We start from the raw sequence: 20,450 nt of genomic DNA, 5'->3' as shown, positions 1-20,450 counted from the left end.
CACGAGGTACAACCGGCTGTAATGGGACTGGATATCAGTGCCGACAGCATCACGGTGCAGCTTGACTGGACGCTGGAAGCCGGGGTCGCCGGGCTGAACCTCGAAGGGGTTCAGGATACGAATGACGCCGAGAACGCAGACGCCTATGACGCGGCACGCGCTCTGGAACCCGACGCGCTGGCGGAGGAATTCCGCAAGGACTGGCCCGAAATTCGCGAGCGGATGACATTCCGAAGCGGTGGCGAGGACATCGCGCTCGATATCCAATCGATGGATGTGCCGGAGGTGGGCAATGTCGAGGATGCGCGGACATCCCGCGTCATCCTGTCTGGCGCACTTCCCGAGGGCGGAGCGCCGGTGGTCGTGGGCTGGGACGCGTCTCTCGGACCTCTCGTCGTGCGCCAGCCGGGCGTCGAGGGCGGCTATTCCGCGTTTCTGATCGGCGGCCAGCTTTCGGACGAAATCCCGCGTCTCGGTGCGACGGATCAGACCGCGGGCGAGGCTTTCGTCGATTATATCGGCGTGGGATTCGACCACATCATCCCGCTCGGGCTTGACCATATCCTTTTCGTGCTGGGGCTGTTTTTTCTTGCCCTGCGGATGGGCGCGCTTCTGTGGCAGGTCACGGCCTTCACGCTGGCCCATACGGTCACACTCGCGCTCGGCGCGCTCGATATCGTGCGGATATCGCCCGATATCGTCGAGCCGCTGATCGCGGCCTCCATCGTCTATGTCGGGATCGAGAACGTGCTATCGCGCGGGCTGACGCCCTGGCGGCCGTTCGTCGTCTTCTGCTTCGGGCTTCTGCACGGTCTGGGCTTTGCCAGCGTTCTGCAGGACTTCGGCCTTGGCGCGGATAACTTCATCCCGAAGCTCATCGGCTTCAATATCGGCGTGGAGCTGGGACAGCTTTCGGTGATCGCCGCGGCCTATATCGCCTTCGGTGTCCTCTTCGGGAACCACGAATGGTACAAGCGGCGGATCGCCGGACCGGTGTCTGTCGGGATCGCGCTGATCGCGGCCTTCTGGGTACTTGAGCGGACCGGCATGATCGGGGTCGACGGGGCGTGGGCGCCCTTCTCGATGCTGACCGAGGGCGGCTTCCCGGCAACGACCGTGACGCTGGCAGCAGCCGGTCTGGCGGTCGTTCTGACCATCCTCGTCATGGCGACAAACTCGGACACGCTCCGCGAGGCAAGCGGGATGGCGACGTCCTTCGCGCTGTTCCTGGCGCTGGTCGCGACCTTCACTTCGGGCGCATGGATTCTCAGCCTTGTCATCGCGGGCGTCTGGGTCCTGGCCATCCGGATGCAGTCGCTTGGCGGCGCCGACATGCCGGGTGCACTGGCGTGAAGACGGCTATCGTCACGGGCGCGGCCCGAGGGATCGGGCTGGCCACGACCGAGCTTTTTGTCGAGGCGGGCTGGCAAGTCGCGATGGTGGACCGCGACGGCGAGGCGCTGGCCGATGCCGTTGCCACATTCGACCGGGTGCACGGCATCGACTGCGACGTGTCGGACCCGGTCTCGGTCGAAGGCATGGTCGAGGAAACGCTGTCCCATTTCGGGCGGATCGACGCGCTGGTGAACAATGCCGGCGTTGCCGATTTCGGCCCCATCGAAGAGACCGGCTTCGACCGCTGGCGCACCGTCATGGCCACCAATCTCGACGGGCCGTTTCTTTGCACGCAGGCCGCCACATCCGCCCTCAAGGAAACCAAAGGCGCAGTGGTCAATATCGCGTCCATCTCCGGCCTCCGCGCCTCGACCCTCCGCGTGGCCTATGGGACATCGAAAGCCGCCGTCATCCAGTTATCCAAGCAACAGGCCGTCGAACTGGGCGAATACGGCATCCGCGTGAATTGCGTCGCGCCCGGGCCGGTCCGGACCAAGCTCGCCATGGCGGTTCACAGCCAGGCGATCATCGACGCCTATCACGACGCGATCCCGCTGGCGCGATACGGAAGCGAGCGCGAAATCGCAGAAGCCATCGTCTTCCTTTGCTCTGAAAAGGCCAGCTACATCACCGGTCAGGTCCTTGCCGCCGATGGAGGGTTCGAAGCGACTGGCATCGGCCTTCCCGCGCTTCGGAGCTGACCGGGTGGCGGTTCTCTGCCGGACAGGGTGCGGTCGGCGCACGAATCCGGTAGCGTCGTTCCGTTAGACGGAAGCCCATGAAGAACAAGAACGATCAGGCCCCGCCCGAGAAAGGCACGACCCGCACGACATCGCGGGGACGCAATCTCTATGACAAGATCGCGGACGCCCGCGAGCGACGCGCCGAAGCGCTCTCGGGCGAGGGCGCCGCGGAGCGCGGCAGCAGCACCGCAGAGAATCGTGGCGTCGTCCCGCTGGCGCGCCCGACCGACATTCAGGACGACACCGATGCTGCGCCGATAGCTGCAGCGTCTTCGGCCGAAGCCGAGACCTTCGATGACCCCCATCGTGACGAACCGCGTTCCCGCGGCCCGCTCCTCTGGGTGCTGAGCACGGTGATCGCCGGCATCGCCATCGGCCTCGTCGCCTGGTCGAGCGGGCCGACCACAACCGCGCCCGGTAGCGGCGAAAACGTTACCGTGACCGCCGCGCCTGACATTGATCCTGCGCCAGATGCCAGCATCGAAGCCCCCGTTGCCGCCGAACCACGGCAATCCGAACCGGTCACCGAAAGCGCGCCACCTGCGGCGATCCCGGACGCTCCGGCAGCCCTCACCGGTCCCGTGGATGCAGTCGGCGAGGCGCCGGTGTCACCGTCGAGTACGGAACAGGCGCCGCCTAACCGCGTCGTCTTTGGCGCGATGCCCGCGACGCCGCCTGCCGACCCCTTGCCCGGCACGTCGCCGCCCGTCTTCACGCCCGACCGCGACCTGCGTGTGATGCTGAACGCCCCGCGAACCGTCTCGGACGCAGAACTTTCCAGCGTAGTCGATGCACTGGCCGCAGGGGGTGTGCAGCCGGACGCGCGGCGTGTGAACCTGAACATCTCGACCGCGAATGTACGCTATTTCCACGCCGAAGATGCCGAAGCCGCGGCCGCTCTGGCCGACGGGATCGGCGCGACGCTGAGGGACTTTACCGATTTCGAGCCAAGTCCGCCGGAAGGCCTGATCGAAGTGTGGCTGGCCGGGCGCGAGGTCGGCGGCAGCGGCGGGGGTTCAAATCAGAGCGGCGGGGCGCTCGACCAGATCGGCGCGGATCTTCGCAGGCTCGAACAGGGGCTGCGGCGCGCGCTTGGCGGAAACTGAGGCCCGGAGGCCTCAGACCCACTTGGCCAGCGGCGGCAGGCTCATCAGGACCGCGTTGGCGTCATGCCCGGTCTCGAGCCCGAACTTTGTGCCCCGGTCATAGACGAGGTTGTATTCCGCGTAGAGACCGCGATGGACAAGCTGGGTGTCCTTGTCGGCCTCGGTCCAGGGCGTGTTGCGCCGCTTTTCGACCAGCGGCAGATAGGCTTTCAAAAAGGCGCGTCCGACATCCTGCGTGAAGGCGAAATCGGCCTCCCAATCGCCGGTGGACAGGTCGTCGTAGAAGATGCCGCCGACGCCCCGCGCCCGGCCCCGGTGTGGGACATAGAAATACTCGTCCGCCCAGGCCTTGAAGCGGGGATAGATATCCTCGCCATGGGGGTCGCAATGGGCCTTCTGGACGGCGTGAAAGGCTTCGGTGTCCTCGTCATACTCGATGCAGGGGTTCAGGTCCGAGCCGCCGCCGAACCACGCGGCATGGGGCGTCCAGAACATGCGCGTGTTCATATGGACCGCCGGAACATGCGGGTTCTGCATATGGGCGACAAGGCTGATGCCCGACGCCCAGAAACGGGGATCGTCTGCCATGCCGGGGATACCCTTCCGCGCCGCCATCGCGGCCTGTGCCCGCGCGCCCAGCTTGCCGTAAACGGTCGAGACATTGACGCCGACCTTTTCGAACACCCGGCCACCGCGCATCACGCTCATCAGACCGCCGCCCGCATCCGAGCCGTCATCCGAGGCTCGGCGCGTCTCGGACACCTCGAACCGGCCGGGCGCCATGTCTGAGAGGGGACCATCGGTCTGGCTGTCTTCCATCGCCTCGAAAGCGGCGACGATCTGATCGCGAAGGCTGCGGAACCACGCGCTGGCGCGCGCTTTGCGGTCGTCGAATTGCTCGGTCATCGGTCTCTTCCCTGGTCTGGCGTCACCGTGGCATAACGGGCCTTGGGGGGGAAGACTTTGCGGCGGGTCAAATGCGGTCGGCGCCGCACGTCGTGGCGAGAGCGTCCAGAGAGGCGCAGCGCCGTAAGGAAATTTGCCCGAAACGAAAAAAGGGGATTGATCGAATCTCAGATGACCCCTACATGCGCCGGACTTTCGGGACCGATCCCAACCCGGAGTCCGCCATCGGCGGCTCACTTCCCGGGGGGCGCTAAGGGACCGACTGGATACGAACTACTGGAAAGAAGGGGAGTGTCATGAAAGACATGGACCTCTTCCAACTGGGGCTCGGTCTGGAGACAGGCGCCCAAGAGGAAGACACCGCGCGCGGGGTAATGCCCGCCAATGTAAATGCTGTTGCCGGAGTTTTCGACGACAGCCGCGAAGACCATTTCATCCGCCGCGACGGCGACGTGTTCGCCGGCACGCATCTGATCATCGAGGTGGTGAACGGCCACGGGCTCGATGATGAGGCGCGCATCCAGCAGGCGTTCCGCGACTGTGTAACGGAGTGTGGAGCCACGCTTCTGCACATCCACACGCACAAGTTCAGCCCGCAGGGCGTGAGCGGCGTGGCGGTTCTGGCCGAAAGCCACATCTCGGTCCACACCTGGCCCGAGATCGGCTACGGCGCCTTCGACGTCTTCATGTGCGGCGACGCCGAGCCATGGCGCTCGGTCGACGTGCTGAAGGCGGCCTTCGGCACCGATGACGTCCGGGTCAAGGAACTCCGCCGCGGCAGCGGTCTTGTGACGGATACCGGGCTGGCGGCATGACGGACTGGGTGCGCGAGAGTCTGCATCCCGACTACGCGCAGGCGCTGCGCGTGGGCGAGATGCTGTATGACAGCGAAACCGCGCATCAGCGGCTGAAGGTGTTTCAGAACGACACCTTCGGCCGTGTCCTGACGCTCGATGACGTGGTGCAGACCACCGAGGGCGACAATTTCATCTACCACGAGATGATGTCGCATGTGCCGATCTTCGCCCACGGCGCGGCGTCCCGCGTTCTGATCATCGGCGGCGGCGACGGCGGCATGGCGCGCGAAGTACTGCGCCATCAGAGCGTCAGCCATGTCACCATGGTCGAGATCGACGCGGGCGTGGTCGAGTTCTCGAAGACCTATCTGCCAATGCTGAGCAACGGCGCTTTCGACGACCCACGACTTGATCTGGTGATCGCGGATGGCGCCGACTTCATCCGGTCCACGTCGGGCGGGTATGACGTGATCATCGTCGATTCCACCGATCCCATCGGTCCGGGCGAGGTGCTGTTCAGCGATACGTTCTACGGACATGCCAAGCGCGCTCTGGCGCCGAACGGCATCCTTGTGACTCAGAACGGCGTGCCCTTCATGCAGGGCGAGGAACTAACCAACACGATGCGTGCCTTCACCGCTCTCTTCGTGGATGCCACCTGCTATCTGGCGACGATCCCCACCTATGCCGGCGGGCCGATGGCCTTCGGCTGGGGCACGGATGGGGACGCGCGGGCAACGCCGCTCGACGTGCTGCAGGGCCGCTTCGATGCCGCCGGGATCGCGACGGATTACTACACGCCCGAAGTGCATCAGGGGGCGTTCGCCCTGCCGGGCTACGTGAAGAAGCTGTTGCCCTAGGCGACTAGTGCGCTGGTGCTTCGGCCGCGTCGAGAAGGGTGCGGCCACCGTCCACCGTCAGGATCTGCCCCGTCATGAAGCGCGACCCGTCAGAGGCGAGGAACTGCGCCACCTCGGCCAGCTCGGACGCGCTGGCGATCCGCTGGAGGGGCGTGCAGTCGATAATCTCTTCGCGAAACTCCTCGTGCTCCTGAATAGCGTCCTGCAAGGACGCGCTCATCACGGAGCCGAGCGCGATCGCGTTGACCCGGATACGGTTCGGCGCAAGCGCCACCGCCATGGAGCGGGTCATCTGGTCGAGCGCCGCAGAACTCACCGAATAGGCCAGAAGGTGCGGTTGCGTGCGGCGGGCAGCGATGGACGACAGGTTGATGATCGAGCCAAGCGACGTCTCGTCGTCGGACGCATCTTCAGCCTGCTTGATCATGCGCTTGGCGAAGACCTGAGTCAGGCGGAGCGAGGTCATCAGGTTCTGGTTGAGCAGCGTAGTCACGGCGTCGTCGTCGGCATTGAGCGGGTCGGCGGCCATCATCTGGCGTGACGCGTTGACGAGGATATCCACACGTTCGAACCGGTCGAGCGTGGCCGACAGCAGGTTCGCGACGGTCAGCTTTTCGCGCAAGTCCCCCGCGAAATAGGCCGCGGTGGCGTCGTCGTCCTGCCGGACCTCGCCCAGTTCCTCGGCCAGCCGGGCCTCGTCCATATCGGCGAACATGACATTCGCGCCGCGTTCGACGAAGTGCCGCGCAATGGCGAGGCCGACGCCATTGGCGGCGCCGGTGACAACAGCGGTCTTGCCTTGGATCGAGAATGACATCGGGCGTTATCCTTTGCGGGGACGGCGGGGCTTGGATGCGTGGAAAAGCTTGTAGGACGAAACGTCGTCCAGAAGGCGGACCTCGGAGAAGGCGTCTTTCAGCACCCCTTCGTAGGGCAAATGCCGGTTCGCGACAAGCCAGAGCGCGCCCCGCGGCTTGAGCATGCGCGAGGCGTTCCGGATGAAGCCTTGCCCAAGCGAGGCGTCGGGTGTCCGCCCGGTGTGGAACGGCGGGTTCGTGACCACGTGATCTACCGGCTCGGCGGGCTGAAAGGTAAGCCCATCGGCCCAGTGGAACCGCGCGCGCGGGTCCGTGACATTTTCGCGGGCGAGCGACAGGGCGACATGGTCGGCCTCGACCAGATCGACACCGGTGACCCCGGCATGGGCGAGGATCATTTCGGACAGGTACCCCCACCCCGCGCCCAGATCGACAACGCTGCCGCTCAGGCTGGGCGGCAGGCGCGACGCCAGAAGCGCCGAGCCGGGATCCACCCCGTCGGCCGAGAAGACACCCGGTAGAGTGCGAAAGCGGCCGTCGATCACGCGCGCACCGTCCTGCCGCCAGTCCGGGGCGTCGATGGCCTCGGCCACGGCGATCTTGCCATGGGCCTTGGACAGGACCTCACCCAGATCGGACCTTGCGCGGAGCTCTTTCAACAGCGCGTCGATGCCGTCAGTCTTCTGACCATCGACCACCACCGGTCCGTCCGTCGCGGCGGCGGCTGTGGCGATCCACTTGCGGGCCTCATCCCGTGCGCGGGGGATGCAAACGATGGCAAGACTGTAGGGGCCTGTGATGTCCGTCGCGGTCTCGAGGCCCGAGTCGCGGAAATACGCGTGATCCGGGTAATGGGCGGTGACCACCTGCACCCGCTCCTTCGGCAGGACGGACAGGTCCGTCCCGGCGCGCGGACCGATCACGGCGATACGGCCCTCGTCGGGCAGCGACAGAAGCCCACGGTCGAGGGCAAGGGGCAAACGATCGGCAAGCATGGGATCAGGCGGGCACGTCGGCCCTTATTCCTTTTCCATGGTGCATTGCAGCGGGTGCTGGTGCCGGCGCGCAAAGTCCATCACCTGCGCAACCTTTGTCTCGGCCACTTCGAAGGAAAACACTCCGACCACGGCCAGGCCCTTCTTGTGCACTGTCAGCATCAGCTCGAATGCCTGCGCGTGGCTCATCCCGAAGAACCGCTCAAGCACATGCACGACGAATTCCATCGGCGTGTAATCGTCGTTCAGAAGCAAGACCTTGTAGAGCGGCGGCTTGGCCGTCTTCGGTTTGGTCTCGGTCAGAACGCCGGTATCGTTGTCGCCGCCCTTGTCGGGATCGGCCATCATATGCAAGGTGCGGAAGGTCAAGTTTCGCCCATCTAGAGTTCGGTTTGACAGAGCGACAATATAAGCGAGAACGGCCAAGAGAAAAGGGGCCGATGCGGATAGGTGACGCGGCGTGCTGACTGCGGTCTGTTTCGATGCCGACGATACGCTCTGGCACAACGAGAGATTCTTCCGCCTGACGCAGGACCGTTTCTACGCGCTTCTCGCGGACCACGCCGCACCGGATCACCTTGCCGAGCGCCTTCTGGACGCCGAGCGGCGGAACCTCGGGCAGTATGGTTTCGGCATCAAGGGCTTTGTCCTGTCGATGATCGAGACTGCGCTCGACGTCACCGGGAATCGCGTGCCAGGCGAGGTCATCCGAGAAATCGTCTCGGCAGGGCAGGAAATGCTGTCGCATCCGATTGAGCTCTTGCCCGGCGTGGAAGATGCGATTGGGGCGCTGGCGCCGGACTTTCGCCTCATACTCATTACCAAGGGCGATCTGCTCGACCAGGAGCGCAAGCTGGCGCAGTCCGGTCTGGGCGAGATGTTCGATGGGGTCGAGATCGTCTCGGACAAATCCGCTCCGGTCTATCGCGACATCTTCCAGCGGCACGGGATAGCGGTCTCCGACGCGCTCATGGTCGGGAATTCGGTCAAGTCGGATGTTCTGCCGGTGATCGAGGCCGGAGGCTGGGCCGTTTACGTGCCACACGGCCAGACATGGGAAATCGAGGCCGCAGAGCCGCCTGAGTCGCATCCGAAATTTCGACGGATTGAAAGCCTTTCGGACCTTCCCGCGCTTGTCGCGACGATTACGCACCACACCTAGCGGTCGCGACAGGTATAGGCGCCTCATCTTGGTGCCGTGAAATCGACATCTTTCAGACACCGAAAATTCACCATTTTCCGATGGAATCGTGTGTGTTACGCTCTACGCATAAATGACGGATCCGGCGCCAAAGACCGGACCGCGAGGCAGAGAAAAGGGCAGTGTCTTGACCCTCCCCAACCCAATTCGCTTGGCCGCCAGGGCCGTGGCTGTCGCTTGTGTGATGATCGTGCTGCCGCTGGCGGCGCTACCGGCGCCCTACGCCGCGATGGTGATCGACGCGCGCGACGGCAAGGTCCTTCATTCCCGAAACGCCGACACGCGGCTGCATCCTGCGTCTCTGACGAAGATGATGACGCTCTACGTGGTTTTCGATGCCGTCGAGAAAGGCGAGATCGACCTCGACACGCGCGTCAAGATCAGCCGAAAGGCCGCGTCCGAACCGCCGTCCAAGCTGGGACTGCGCGCCGGCTCCGAGGTGCGGCTTCGCCACCTGATCCGTGCCGCCGCCGTCAAATCCGCCAATGACGCCGCCACGGCCCTGGGCGAGGCGATCTCGGGCAGCGAGGCCGCGTTTGCCCGCCGGATGAACCGGATGGCCAAGGCCATGGGCATGACAAAAACCACATTCAAGAACGCCCACGGCCTGACCGAGCAGGGACATCTGTCCACGGCGCGGGACATGACAACGCTGGGCCGGCACCTGTTCTATGACTTCCCCGAGTACTACAACATCTTCTCCCGCCGCTCGACCGATGCGGGGCTGAAGACGGTGTACAATACGAATCGCCGCCTTCTTGGCGCCTATCGCGGCGCGGACGGTATCAAGACGGGCTACACCCGTGCCGCCGGGTTCAACCTTGTCGCCTCGGCTGAACGCGGCGGCGAACGGGTGATTGCCACGATGTTCGGCGGCCGCTCGGTCGCACAACGGAACGCGCGCGTGGCGGAACTGCTCGACATGGGCTTCCAGCGTTCGCCAACCCGCGTGGCCGTGATCAAGCCCCGTCGACCCGTCCTTGGATCGGAAGGCCCGGCAGAAGCCATCGCCCGCGCCACAGGTCTGGTCGAGCGGACGCCGCGTCCGTCGGCGCGCCCGCCAAAAGCTCCGGCGCCCGAGGTGTTGCTGGCCATGCGTGACGGCATCGCGGACGCCCTCGCCGAGGTCGCCGTCGCGGATGGAACTGTTCCCGCCGCCGCCCCCGCGGCTGTCCTGCCCGCGAGCCTTGCGGCGGCCACAATCGCTCCACCACCTCCGCGGCCCATCGTCGCCGAAGGCGCCACGAATGAGGACGACGAGGTCGAGGTCGCCCTTGCGGACACAGCCGATACCACTGCGACCGATGCCCCCTCCGACAGCGTGGTCGTCACGCGCATGACCACCGGTGGCGGTCGTCACTGGGGGATCAATGTGGGTCTGTACACGACACGGCACGAGGCCGAGAAGGTGCTCTTGAAGACCGCTCTCGTGGAACTCGGAACGCTGGATACAGCGCTGCGCAAGGTCGAGCGCAGCCCGCAGGGCTTCCGCGCAAACTTCCTCGGCCTGACCGAGCAGAGTGCCGAACTTGCCTGCCGCAGGCTGGAAGCGCAGAACGTGCCGTGCAAACCGCTCAGCCCGAGCTGACGACCGAAGCGCGTGTCAGGGGCTGCGCCTCAGGCGCGGCCTGCCGTCGAGGAAAGCGTCAGCGGATCGACACCGATGGACCCGAGCGCCGCCGACCACTTGGCATCGTCCTCGGTCTCGAAGACGATCTGGCGGCTGGCGTCGCAGGTCAGCCAGCCATTGGCGAGGATCTCGTCCTCAAGCTGACCCGGCCCCCAGCCCGAATATCCCAACGTCAGGATCGCGTCCTCGGGACCGCCGCCATGAGCGATGTCTTCGAGGATATCCAGAGTGGCGGTCATGCCGAACGCCTCACCTACCCGAAGCGTCGAGCGATTGGCGCCGTATTCCGCGGAATGCAGGACGAACCCCCGTCCGTTTTCGACCGGTCCGCCGAAATGCACACGGATATCCCGCTCGGTCGTGCCGCCCGCGATATCGAGTTGCTGAAGAAGACCGGCAAAGCTGAGGCTGGGTGTCGGCTTGTTCACGATCAGGCCAAGCGCGCCGTCTTCGCCATGGGAGCACATGAATATCACGCTTCTGTCGAAGCGCGGGTCACCCATTCCCGGCATCGCGACGAGCAGTTTTCCGGTCAGGGTTTGAGCGTCAGAGGCCATGCCTTGAAGATGTGTCATCGGGCATGCGTCATCAAGGGCCGTCCTGCAACAGTCACACAGGGTGACCGGAATGTGATTTCCTCTGCCCGGCATCCGGGCGTAGTGCAAAAACCATGAACCGTCTCGCCCCCCTCGTCCTCGCCATGGCCGCAGCCAGCGCCCTTCCCGCCTTCGGGCAGGTGCCGGACAATGTTGCACGGATCGAGGTTCTTCCCGGCTGGCGCGATGCGGGTGGTCGTCATCATGGCGCGCTCGACATTCAGCTCGCCCCCGGCTGGAAGACCTATTGGCGTGCACCGGGCGAAGGCGGAATCCCTCCGCTCTTCAACTGGTCCGGGTCTAAGAACCTTGCTGCGCTGGACGTGTCGTTCCCGGTGCCGAGCGTGCTGATTCAGAACGGGATGCGGTCCTTCGGGTATGAAGACCGCGTGATGTTCCCCTTCACAGTGACCCCCGAAAAGGCCGGCGACGACGTCATCCTGTCGGGGCAGATCGAGTTGGGCGTCTGCTATGACATCTGCATCCCGGTGTCGGTGTCGCTCAGCGCCCTTCTTCCGGCCGACGCATCGCGGCCCGACCCCCGGATCAAAGCCGCCTTCAGCGACAAGCCCGCAACGGCGGACGAGGCCGGGTTGGACCCTATGGGGTGCCGGATCGAGCCGATCGCGGACGGGATGCGTGTGACCGCGACATTGGGCATGGCACCGATGGGCGGAGACGAGGTGGCCGTGATGGAGCATCCCGATCCGACGATCTGGGTGTCCGAAGCCACGCTCACCCGTGACGGGAACCGCGTGGATATCGTGGCGGAAATGGTGCCGCCTGCGGCGAAGCCCTTCCTTCTGGCCCGCGACAGCGTCCGCGTGACCGTGCTCGCCGGCGGTGGCGCGGTCGAGATCACCGGCTGCCAGTAGGCAGCTAGGCCGCCCGGCGTCCTGCCGAGAAACCTGCGGCGATCCGTACTACTGCCAGAATGACCAGCGTCCCTGCCAGGAACAGGCCGAAGGCTGCGCCGTTGCCAGAAACTGCGCCAAGGGGTCCCGGCATCTGCCCGGCCAAGATTTCCGAGCCAAGCGTTGCGGCGAACCACGCCGTGAGTGCGGCACCGGTCCCCGCAAGCGTCGCCCTCAGCCCTCCTGCCCGGCCAGAGAAACCGCGCCGCGCTGCGCGGAACGACCGGCCCAGGTCGAACCCGATGGCCAGAAGCGCGGGGACCACGAGCAAGACCAGCAGCATCCCGAAGCCAAGTCCGTAGACCAGCGTGATGACCGTGGGTTTCAGGAACTGCGCCTGGCTGGATGTCTCGTAGAGAAGCGGCGCGAGCCCGAGGACCGTTGTCAGCGTTGTCAGCAGGACGGGGCGCAGGCGGTCCGCCGTGCCGTCGACGATGGCGGGAATCAACCCGCGCTCCTCGGCGTATTCGTCGATGGTCGTCACCAGCACGATGGAGTCGTTAATGATGATGCCCACCATGCCGATCAGCCCCACGACCGAGAACATCGAAAGCGGCACGTCCCAGATGAAATGCCCCCAGATCGCGCCCACAAGGCCGAAGGGGATGATCGCCATGACCACCGCCGGGCGGCTCCAACTTGCAAAGACCCAGGCCAGTGTCAGGAAGATGCCGACAAGGCAAAGGATCAGACCGGTCTGCGCGTCAGCGAGGAAATTCCGCTCGTCCTCGGCAAGGCCGGACATGAAGGTCGAGATGCCGAAATTCTCTTCAAGCCGGGGCAGGATGACTTCGCGGATTTCCGTCGAGATCTCTTCGGCGCGGGCCGGGTCGTCCTCGCTCAGATCGCCCGTGACAGACACCACGCGGATGCCATTCTCGCGCCGGATGGTGGAGAAGCCGGTCTGCCGCTCGACCGATACGATATCGCCAAGGGGCGCATAGCTGACGCCGTCCGCGCCGGTGGTGCGGATCAGGAGCTTGTCCAGAAAGTCAGCCGTCAGCTCGCCCGCCGGAAGCTCGACACGGATCGCGGCCGAGCGCGGCCCGTCAGGATAGGTCGCTGCCTCGATCCCGTTCAGGCGCGCGCGCAGGGTCTGGCCAAGCGCATCAGGTGTCAGCCCAAGAGCCTGCCCCTGCGGCGTCAGCTCAAGGATCAGCTCTTCCTTGTCATAGGCCATGTTGTCTTCAAGCGCCGAGACCTCGCCATAGCGGGCCAGTTCGGTCTTGAGCGCTTCCGCGGCCTCTTTCAGGCGCTGCGATGACGCGCCCGACAGTTCGATGTCGATGGCGTCACCGCCCGGCCCACTCCTCCAGCCGCGGAAGCTGATCGTCTCGACCAGCGGATGTTGCGGCATGCGTTCCTGCAGGTCGGCCACGAAGGCAAAGCTGGAATAGGGGCGGAGGTCGGCCTCGATCAGTTCGATGGCGATGGACCCAAGCTGGAATGTCTCCTTGGTCTCGGCCCCGGCGAGGCCACGGCCCGTGTTTCCGCCGATCTCGGCCAGCGCATAGGCGACAGGGTTCCGCCCGTGCTCGGCCTCGTATTCGGCGCCAAGCTCCTCGACTGTGGCCTGAAGCGCGCGCATGACTTCGAAAGTATCTTCGCGCGTGGCGCCCGGCACCATGGCGAAGTTCCCCGTGACCGAGGACTGCTCGGGCGCATTGAAGAAGCGCCATTGCACATCGCCCCGGATGAAGAGCGCAAGCTGGCTGGCCAGAAGCGCGATCGCTGCGGCGGCGACAGGGTAACGTGCCCAGATCACGCCCCGGATCAGGGGCCGGAAGGCGGTGTCGCGCACCCAGCGAAAGCCCTTGTTCACCTGACGTGACGGCCAGTCGTACCAGTGTTCCCGCGCCGTGTGGTGAAGCGCGTGTTTCATGTGGTTGGGCAGGATCAGGAAGCATTCGACCAGCGACGCGATCAGCACCACGATCACGGTGAAGGGGATATCAGCGATCAGGTCCCCGAAGCGCCCGCCGATCGCCACGAGGGCGAAGAAAGCGATGACCGTCGTAACAGTTGCCGAGAAGACCGGGGTGAACATGCGCCGGGCGGCGTTTTCGGCGGCGGTTGTGGGGTCTTCGCCAAGGCGCCGGGCCCGGAAATCGGCGTGCTCGCCTACAACGATGGCGTCATCCACCACGATGCCAAGCGTGATGATCAGCGCGAAAAGCGATATCATGTTGATGGTCAGCCCGGCGAAATACATGATCGTGACGGCGGCTATCATGGCCACCGGAATGCCGGCTGCGACCCAGAACGCCGTGCGCGCGTTCAGGAACAGAAAGAGCAGCATCACCACAAGACCCAGCCCCATCAGCCCGTTGTCCAGAAGGATGTTCAGGCGCCCGGTGATCGATTCCGCAAGTGTCCGGATAAGGTCGATGCGGACGCCCTCGGGCAGCGTCAGCTCCATCTCGGCGGCGACCTCTTCCACCACCGCCTGCATACGGATCGCGTCGCCCGTGGACGAACGGTCGACGCGGATCGAAATGGCGGGGTTGGGACCGACGAAATAGGCGCGGTCGCGGTCGACGCCCTCGACCCTGACGCTCGCCACCTCACCCACGGTCAGTTGCGTGCCGTCATCCTCGGAGCGGAGGACAATGTCGGAGATTTCCGCCGCGCTGCGCTTTGCGGTGCCACTCCGGACGCGACCGGCACCCGAGACGTCACCTGCGGGGTCGGCCTCGACCTCGGCCGCGATGGCGTCGGCGATCTGGCGCATGGTGATGTCGTTGCGGATCAGGTCGAGCGAGGTCACCTCGACGATTGTTTCCGGCGCGGCAAGGCCCCGGATCGTGGTCTGGGTGATCCCGCGCGCAAACAGGCGCTGCGTGAACTCGTCCGAGAAATTGGCAAGCTGATCGACGCCCACGGGTCCGGTGATGACGACATCGGTGACCCGGTCGGACCAGCGGCCCTGAATGATCTCGGGGTCTTCCGCACCGTCAGGCAGGTTCGTCACCGAATCGAGCGCCGTCGACACGTCGTCGGCGGCCTGCACCATGTCATAGCCCGGCTCGAATTCGAGGCTGATGCGCGCGCTTCCTTCGGTCGAGCGGGCCGAGGTCTCGACCACGCCGGCAACCGTCTGAAGCTCGGCTTCAAGCACCTGCACGATGGCGGTGTCCACGTCGTCGGCACCGGCGCCGTCCCACGTCACGCTGATGGTGACGTCATCCGAGACGACATCGGGAAAAAACTGCGCCCGCATCTGCGGGATCGTGTAAAGGCCGGTAACAATCAGGACGAGCAGCAGAAGGTTGGCCGCCGTCCGATGCCGGGTGAAGTACGAGAGGATACCGCCTGCCGGGCCACCAAGGTTACGCGCCATCGGTAACACCCTTCGTGCGGGTATGGCGGAGCGGGGTCATCCGCCCATCCTCGATTCGATCCGCTCGATGACGCCGGCAGGTACACTGTCCTGCTGCAGCTGCGCCAGAACGCGCTCCTTCACCTCGGCAGGCATGCGGGAGGCTTCGACGAATGCCACCAGCCGCGCACGGCGGTCGGGATCGAGCGTCACCGTCTCGGGTGCGGCCGGTGCGACCTCTTCCCCGCCCGGGCGGACAGGGCGCACACGGATACCGGCACCCAGAAGCGGCGTCCGCTCTGCCACGATTTCCCGCCCCGTAAGGTCAGGTGCCCGCACGATAATGTCATTCCCTTCCCGGCGCAGGACTGTCACGCCCGCAACCTCCAGCCGCTCTTCCTCGCCCACGACCAGCACGGTCTCGGCGGCGTCCACGGACGAGGCGGGCAGCCGCACGACATCGGTCAGTTCGGGTTCCTGAATTTTAACCGAAACGAAATCGCCGGGGCGGAAGCCCACGGGGTTGTCGAGACGGGCGAAGAGAAGCCGCCCGGTCTGACCGTCGCCGACGACTGCGCTTTCCCGGCTGATGACGCCTTTCGCCTCGATGACGAAACCGAGCACATCGATCGCCGCCGTGATCTCGGCCCCGATCAGGCGGCCGCCATCGGTCAGAAGACGGGCATATTGCGAGGTCGAGACGCGAAAGGCGACTTCCAGATCGTCCGGGTCGATCAGATCGGCCAGACGTTCGTTCGCGGTGACAAGCCCGCCTTCGACCACCTGCACATCCGAAAGAACGCCGGAAAATCCGGCGACAATGCGTGTGTCGGCAAGGCGGCGCTCGGCTTCGGCCACGGTGATGCGGCGGCGCTCCAGCGCCGTGCGTGCCTGATCCAGACGGGCTTCCGCTGCGGCCTCGGCCTGACGGCGCGAGACGACGGCCTGCTCGGCAGAGGATACGGCCAGTTCGGCGGTCTCGACGGCGGCCTGACTGCCCACGCCGCGTTCCAGAAGGTCGTTCTGCCGGTCGAGCGCGCGGGCACGCAGACGGGCCTGATTTTCTGCCGCGCGAAGGTCATCGCCTGCAAGGATGACGGCGCGCTCAGCCTCGGCAAGATCGGCCTCGGCCTCGGCCAGATCGGTGCGTGCGGTATCGAGCGCGGACTGCGCGTCTGCCGGGTCGATCCGTGCCAGAAGGTCACCGGCAGCGACCGCGCCACCCTCTTCGAAATTGTCGGCCAGTTCGATGATTTCGCCCCCGACGGACGCCCTGAGGACAAGAGCGCGTCGGGCGCGCACCTCTCCGAACGTGGACAGAACGGGACGGATCGCCTCGGGCGTCATTTCCACGACGCGGGCGGCAAAGACGCGTTCGCGGGCCGGGCGGGACTGCGGCTCTTCGGCGCGGCGCGCCTCGATTGCACCCCATACGAGGTCACCCGCCACGGCCAAAAGGCCGATGGTGGCGGCAATCAGAAACAACCCGGTAAGGGACCGGCCCAGGAATCGCATCAAGGTACTCCGATAAAACCCGACAAAAGTAACCTAGTGCGCGGCACTTACGCCACAAACACTCTTGTTACGTCCCAATTGAACGGTCGGATGCGTTATTTCCGGCGCAGATGTTCGTCCAGACGCGGCATGATCTCGACGAAATTGCAGGGCCGGTGCCGGAAATCGAGCTGAAGAGACAGGATTTCGTCCCACGCATCCTTGCAGGCGCCGGGCGAGCCGGGCAGCGCGAAAAGATATGTGCCCTGCGCGACACCACCGCAGGCGCGGCTCTGGACGGCGCTCGTGCCGATCTTGGCCATGCTGACATGGGTGAAGACGGTGCCGAAGGCGTCTATCTCTTTCTCATAGACGTCGCGATGCGCCTCGACCGTCACGTCACGACCCGTCAGGCCGGTGCCACCGGTCGAGATCACCACGTCAATAGCCGGGTCCGCGCACCACGCGCGAAGCTTGTCCGAAATCAACTCGCGGTCATCGGTCACGATATCACGCGCCGCAAGAATATGACCCGCCCCCTCGATCCGCGCGACCAGAGTTTCGCCCGAACGGTCTTCCGCCAGACTGCGCGTGTCGCTGACGGTCAGGACCGCTATGCGGACGGGAATGAATTCCTTGCTTTCGTCGATGCGGCTCATCGCGTCGCTCCGGCTTTGAGGCGCGCTTTCACGGCCAAAAGATCGGCCCATGCCTCGCGCTTGGCGGCGGGGTTCCTGAGCAGGTAGGCCGGGTGGAACATGGGCAGGACAGGACGGCCCATCGCCTCGGCCCAGGTGCCCCTGAGGCGCGTGATACCTGTCCGGCCCAGAAGGGCGCCGGTGGCGTGGTTGCCCATGGCAATCAGCACATCGGGGTCGGACAGTTCGATATGGCGCGTCAGGAAAGGCAGCATCATCGCCACCTCGTCCGGTTTCGGATCGCGGTTCTGCGGCGGCCGCCAGGGCAGGACATTGGTGATGTAGAGCGCATGTTCCTTGTCCACCGATGTGCGCGAAAGGCCGATATGCGAAAACATCAGGTCAAGAAGCTGTCCGGCACGTCCGACGAAGGGCCGGCCTTCGCGGTCCTCGTCCCGGCCGGGCGCCTCGCCCACGATCATCACGCGCGCGCCTTCGATACCGTCGGAAAAGACAAGCTGCCGCGCGCCGCGCTTCAGATCGCAGAACTCGAAGGCGTCCATTGCGGCGCGCAATCCTTCCAGATCGCTCGCCGCCTCAGCCGCCGCCATGGCCACGGCGACCGGGTCCGGGCCTGCAACCTCCGCGACCACGGGCGCGGCCTCGGCGGGCTTCGGGGCCGTCGCGGCCTTCTCCGCCGCCTCGCTCTCGGCGAAACGATCGAGCGGCGCGTCTGCGATAGCCTCGTCCAGACCCATCGCGACCTGCCAGTCGAGCGCCGCTTTCATTTCCCAGAATCCCATGCCGCCAAGCTAGGCGCGGCCCGCCCCGGCGGCAATGCCCATTCACGGGATCAGCACCCGCCGGCCCTTCCCCAGAGGCGCGGCGCGGCCTATAGAGCAGGCATGACACTGAGACAGCGCCACCTCTTGGGCATCGAAGACCTTGCCCCGGACGAGATCACCGCGATTCTCGACCTTGCCGACACCTATGTCGACCTGAACCGCAGCGACGTGAAACACGCCGACGCGTTGAAGGGCCTTACCCAGATCAACATGTTCTTCGAGAACTCGACCCGGACGCAGGCGAGCTTCGAGCTGGCCGGCAAGCGGCTGGGGGCGGATGTGATGAACATGGCGGTCGGCGCGTCCTCGGTGAAGAAGGGCGAGACACTGATCGACACGGCGCTGACGCTCAACGCCATGCACCCGGATTTGCTGGTGATCCGCCACCCGAATTCCGGCGCGCCCGCGCTCTTGTCCGAAAAGGTGAATTGCGCGGTTCTGAATGCGGGCGACGGGCGGCACGAACATCCGACGCAGGCGCTTCTGGATGCGCTGACGATCCGGCGCGCCAAGGGGCGGCTGCACCGCCTGACAGTCGCAATCTGCGGCGACATCGCCCACAGCCGCGTGGCGCGATCCAACATCTGGCTTCTGGGCAAGATGGAAAGCCGCATCCGTCTGGTCGGCCCCGCCACGCTGATGCCGTCCGGTGCGGCGGACTGGGGCGTCGAGGTCACCGACAACATGGCCGAGGGGCTGCGCGACGCCGACGTTGTGATGATGCTCAGGCTTCAGAAGGAACGGATGGACGGCGGTTTCATTCCGTCCGAGCGCGAGTATTTCCACCGCTACGGGCTGGATGCTGAAAAGCTGTCCTTTGCCAAGGACGACGCCATCGTGATGCATCCCGGCCCGATGAACCGGGGTGTCGAGATCGACGGGACAATTGCCGACGACATCAACAGGTCGGTCATTCAGGACCAGGTCGAAATGGGCGTCGCGGTGCGCATGGCGGCGATGAAGCTCCTCGTGGATGCCAGACGGGCGGCCTGATATGGGCGACCGTTGGGAGGACTGGTTCGAGCCCGGCGAAACGCTTCTTTGGGAAGGTGCGCCCGCAAAGGGGCTGCACCACCCGGTTCGCAACAGCCTGCTGACGCTTCTCGGCTTTCCCTTCGCGGTGGGTGGCATCATGGCCGCAGATAGCGGACTGGCGCTGGTCTTCGGCGCAGGCAATGTTTTTGCCGCGCTCATGGGCCTTGTCGTGATGGCGTTCTCGGTGCCGTTCCTTCTCCTCGGGGCCGGGCTGGGCCTGGCAAGCTGGATACACGAGCTCTTCAAGCACGAGCGGGTCCGTTTCGCTCTGTCCGACCGGGCGGGATACATCGCAACCCGCTGGTGGAACCGGGACATGACCACCATTCCCATCCATCCCGGTACGCGGGTCGAATATGATGAGAAGCGGAACGGAATCGGTGCTGTCTGGTTTCACTTCGAACAGGTGACCGATAGCGACGGCGATACCTCGACCAAGCGGCAAGGTTTCGAAGGCCTCGCGAACCCGCAGGAGGTGTACGCGCTCGTGCGGCAGGTCGCCGGAGACCGCGAAGGAGACAGCCGATGACCGACCCCCTTGAGGTAAGCCCCCACGAATTCGGCACGCTCAGGCTGTTCACGACTGCGCTCGATCCCGACGACGCCAGCAACATCACCGCGCAGAACGTGAACCGGCTTCTGGGTGCGAATGTCGACCTGATCTCCGAAAAGATCGAGGTTATACCGACGCGCTCGGTCGCCGGGCTGGGCCTGACAGGGTATCTCCGCGACGGCTACGGCATCCCGGAGGATCAGCTTCAGGGCCGCGCCGCGCAACTGGACGCGGTGTCGGGTCTTCTTGTCTTTCTACCGGCCTCGGCCTTTGGTGGAAAGGCGGCGTCGCTAGATCCGCACCCGTCCATGCGGTTTCTGGGGCTGTTCCACGAGGAGAAGGCCGCCGCGCCCGGCCCGATGGCCCCGACCGACAGTGCCAAAGGCACGGTAGAGCCCGCACGCCCCAAGAAATCCACCACCGCGGCATCGGGCGGCAAGCGGTCATGGCTCATCGCGCTCGGCGCGCTTCTCATTGCTGCCGTTCTGGTTCTGGCAGCCTTCCGCTAGCCGCGAGAACCGTCGATCTGCGCAGCCCGTAGTTCCGTACGACGCACCGCATCATCGCCCCTCCCCTTTCGTCCAGAGTTTGGCTAAGAGAGGCGC

20 protein-coding genes are annotated in these 20,450 nt (G+C 65.2%); 11 read left to right on the top strand and 9 right to left on the bottom strand.

What is annotated here, in order from left to right; all coding sequences use genetic code 11:
* Nucleotides 1-21 precede the first annotated feature (21 nt).
* The 3 genes from GQ651_RS15855 (at nucleotide 22) to GQ651_RS15845 (ending at nucleotide 3,244) form a co-directional block, all read left to right on the top strand.
* On the top strand, nucleotides 22-1,353 hold the full coding sequence (locus GQ651_RS15855) for a HupE/UreJ family protein (protein WP_227258305.1): 1,332 nt from the start codon (nucleotides 22-24) through the stop codon (nucleotides 1,351-1,353).
* Nucleotides 1,350-2,096, top strand: coding sequence for an SDR family NAD(P)-dependent oxidoreductase (locus GQ651_RS15850; protein WP_319637468.1), 747 nt, complete (start codon nucleotides 1,350-1,352; stop codon nucleotides 2,094-2,096). Before GQ651_RS15855 ends, GQ651_RS15850 begins: the two co-directional genes overlap by 4 nt.
* A gap of 77 nt (nucleotides 2,097-2,173) precedes the next feature.
* Entirely contained in the window at nucleotides 2,174-3,244 is a 1,071-nt protein-coding gene (locus GQ651_RS15845; RefSeq protein WP_160765252.1) for a hypothetical protein, read from the top strand.
* Nucleotides 3,245-3,256: 12 nt separating this feature from the next.
* Here GQ651_RS15845 and hemF read toward each other — a convergent pair whose 3' ends face one another.
* Nucleotides 3,257-4,150 carry an oxygen-dependent coproporphyrinogen oxidase gene (gene hemF, locus GQ651_RS15840; protein ID WP_160765251.1) on the bottom strand — a complete coding sequence of 298 codons (894 nt, stop codon included), beginning with the start codon at nucleotides 4,148-4,150 and terminating at the stop codon, nucleotides 3,257-3,259.
* A 296-nt stretch (nucleotides 4,151-4,446) separates the two neighbouring features.
* On the opposite strand from hemF, the gene speD reads away from it, so the two are divergent.
* Nucleotides 4,447-4,965: an adenosylmethionine decarboxylase gene (gene speD / locus GQ651_RS15835; protein ID WP_160765250.1), complete on the top strand. Its 519-nt coding sequence runs from the start codon at nucleotides 4,447-4,449 to the stop codon at nucleotides 4,963-4,965.
* Complete coding sequence (gene speE / locus GQ651_RS15830) at nucleotides 4,962-5,807, top strand: polyamine aminopropyltransferase (protein WP_160765249.1); 846 nt, start codon at nucleotides 4,962-4,964, stop codon at nucleotides 5,805-5,807. The genes speD and speE overlap by 4 nt, the downstream gene beginning before the upstream one ends.
* Nucleotides 5,808-5,811: 4 nt before the next feature.
* On the opposite strand, the gene GQ651_RS15825 is transcribed toward speE, so the two are convergent.
* The 3 genes from GQ651_RS15825 to clpS are packed head-to-tail and all read right to left on the bottom strand — an operon-like array spanning nucleotide 5,812 to nucleotide 7,965.
* Nucleotides 5,812-6,624: an SDR family NAD(P)-dependent oxidoreductase gene (locus GQ651_RS15825; RefSeq protein ID WP_160765248.1), complete on the bottom strand. Its 813-nt coding sequence runs from the start codon at nucleotides 6,622-6,624 to the stop codon at nucleotides 5,812-5,814.
* Between the two features lie 6 nt (nucleotides 6,625-6,630).
* The gene (locus GQ651_RS15820; RefSeq protein ID WP_160765247.1) at nucleotides 6,631-7,620 is read right to left on the bottom strand and encodes a class I SAM-dependent methyltransferase; all 990 of its coding nucleotides are present in this window, start codon (nucleotides 7,618-7,620) and stop codon (nucleotides 6,631-6,633) included.
* A gap of 24 nt (nucleotides 7,621-7,644) precedes the next feature.
* Nucleotides 7,645-7,965, bottom strand: coding sequence for an ATP-dependent Clp protease adapter ClpS (clpS, locus tag GQ651_RS15815; protein ID WP_160765487.1), 321 nt, complete (start codon nucleotides 7,963-7,965; stop codon nucleotides 7,645-7,647).
* A gap of 115 nt (nucleotides 7,966-8,080) precedes the next feature.
* On the opposite strand from clpS, the gene GQ651_RS15810 reads away from it, so the two are divergent.
* Complete coding sequence (locus GQ651_RS15810) at nucleotides 8,081-8,782, top strand: HAD family hydrolase (protein WP_160765246.1); 702 nt, start codon at nucleotides 8,081-8,083, stop codon at nucleotides 8,780-8,782.
* A gap of 223 nt (nucleotides 8,783-9,005) precedes the next feature.
* Nucleotides 9,006-10,409 (top strand): D-alanyl-D-alanine carboxypeptidase family protein, encoded by a 1,404-nt coding sequence (locus tag GQ651_RS15805; protein ID WP_160765486.1) that lies wholly within the window; start codon nucleotides 9,006-9,008, stop codon nucleotides 10,407-10,409.
* Nucleotides 10,410-10,438: 29 nt separating this feature from the next.
* On the opposite strand, the gene GQ651_RS15800 is transcribed toward GQ651_RS15805, so the two are convergent.
* Nucleotides 10,439-11,026 (bottom strand): YqgE/AlgH family protein, encoded by a 588-nt coding sequence (locus tag GQ651_RS15800; RefSeq protein WP_227258304.1) that lies wholly within the window; start codon nucleotides 11,024-11,026, stop codon nucleotides 10,439-10,441.
* Between the two features lie 95 nt (nucleotides 11,027-11,121).
* Here GQ651_RS15800 and GQ651_RS15795 point away from each other — a divergent pair, with 95 nt between their 5' ends.
* On the top strand, nucleotides 11,122-11,922 hold the full coding sequence (locus tag GQ651_RS15795) for a protein-disulfide reductase DsbD domain-containing protein (RefSeq protein WP_160765245.1): 801 nt from the start codon (nucleotides 11,122-11,124) through the stop codon (nucleotides 11,920-11,922).
* 4 nt (nucleotides 11,923-11,926) lie between these two features.
* Here GQ651_RS15795 and GQ651_RS15790 read toward each other — a convergent pair whose 3' ends face one another.
* From GQ651_RS15790 to GQ651_RS15775, 4 genes are all read right to left on the bottom strand, one after another.
* A complete protein-coding gene (locus GQ651_RS15790) occupies nucleotides 11,927-15,301 on the bottom strand; it encodes an efflux RND transporter permease subunit (RefSeq protein ID WP_160765244.1) in 3,375 nt (1,124 codons plus the stop codon).
* Nucleotides 15,302-15,337: 36 nt separating this feature from the next.
* Nucleotides 15,338-16,795 carry an efflux RND transporter periplasmic adaptor subunit gene (locus GQ651_RS15785; RefSeq protein WP_160765243.1) on the bottom strand — a complete coding sequence of 486 codons (1,458 nt, stop codon included), beginning with the start codon at nucleotides 16,793-16,795 and terminating at the stop codon, nucleotides 15,338-15,340.
* 95 nt (nucleotides 16,796-16,890) lie between these two features.
* Nucleotides 16,891-17,433: a molybdenum cofactor biosynthesis protein B gene (moaB, locus tag GQ651_RS15780; protein ID WP_160765242.1), complete on the bottom strand. Its 543-nt coding sequence runs from the start codon at nucleotides 17,431-17,433 to the stop codon at nucleotides 16,891-16,893.
* Nucleotides 17,430-18,215, bottom strand: a complete 786-nt coding sequence (locus GQ651_RS15775) for a uracil-DNA glycosylase (protein WP_160765241.1) — start codon at nucleotides 18,213-18,215, stop codon at nucleotides 17,430-17,432. The genes moaB and GQ651_RS15775 overlap by 4 nt, the downstream gene beginning before the upstream one ends.
* A gap of 102 nt (nucleotides 18,216-18,317) precedes the next feature.
* Between GQ651_RS15775 and GQ651_RS15770 the strand changes: the two genes are divergently transcribed.
* From GQ651_RS15770 to GQ651_RS15760, 3 genes are read left to right on the top strand one after another with little or no spacing between them, the layout of a single operon-like run.
* Complete coding sequence (locus tag GQ651_RS15770) at nucleotides 18,318-19,250, top strand: aspartate carbamoyltransferase catalytic subunit (protein WP_160765240.1); 933 nt, start codon at nucleotides 18,318-18,320, stop codon at nucleotides 19,248-19,250.
* 1 nt (nucleotide 19,251) lies between these two features.
* Nucleotides 19,252-19,821, top strand: coding sequence for a hypothetical protein (locus GQ651_RS15765; protein ID WP_160765239.1), 570 nt, complete (start codon nucleotides 19,252-19,254; stop codon nucleotides 19,819-19,821).
* On the top strand, nucleotides 19,818-20,354 hold the full coding sequence (locus tag GQ651_RS15760; protein WP_160765238.1) for a hypothetical protein: 537 nt from the start codon (nucleotides 19,818-19,820) through the stop codon (nucleotides 20,352-20,354). Before GQ651_RS15765 ends, GQ651_RS15760 begins: the two co-directional genes overlap by 4 nt.
* Nucleotides 20,355-20,450: the final 96 nt, after the last annotated feature.

The sequence above is a fragment of the Kangsaoukella pontilimi genome, assembly GCF_009830125.1.
GTDB lineage: Bacteria > Pseudomonadota > Alphaproteobacteria > Rhodobacterales > Rhodobacteraceae > Kangsaoukella > Kangsaoukella pontilimi.
Note: the sequence above shows the minus strand (reverse complement) of the source record. Positions and strands in the feature narration are given on the sequence as shown.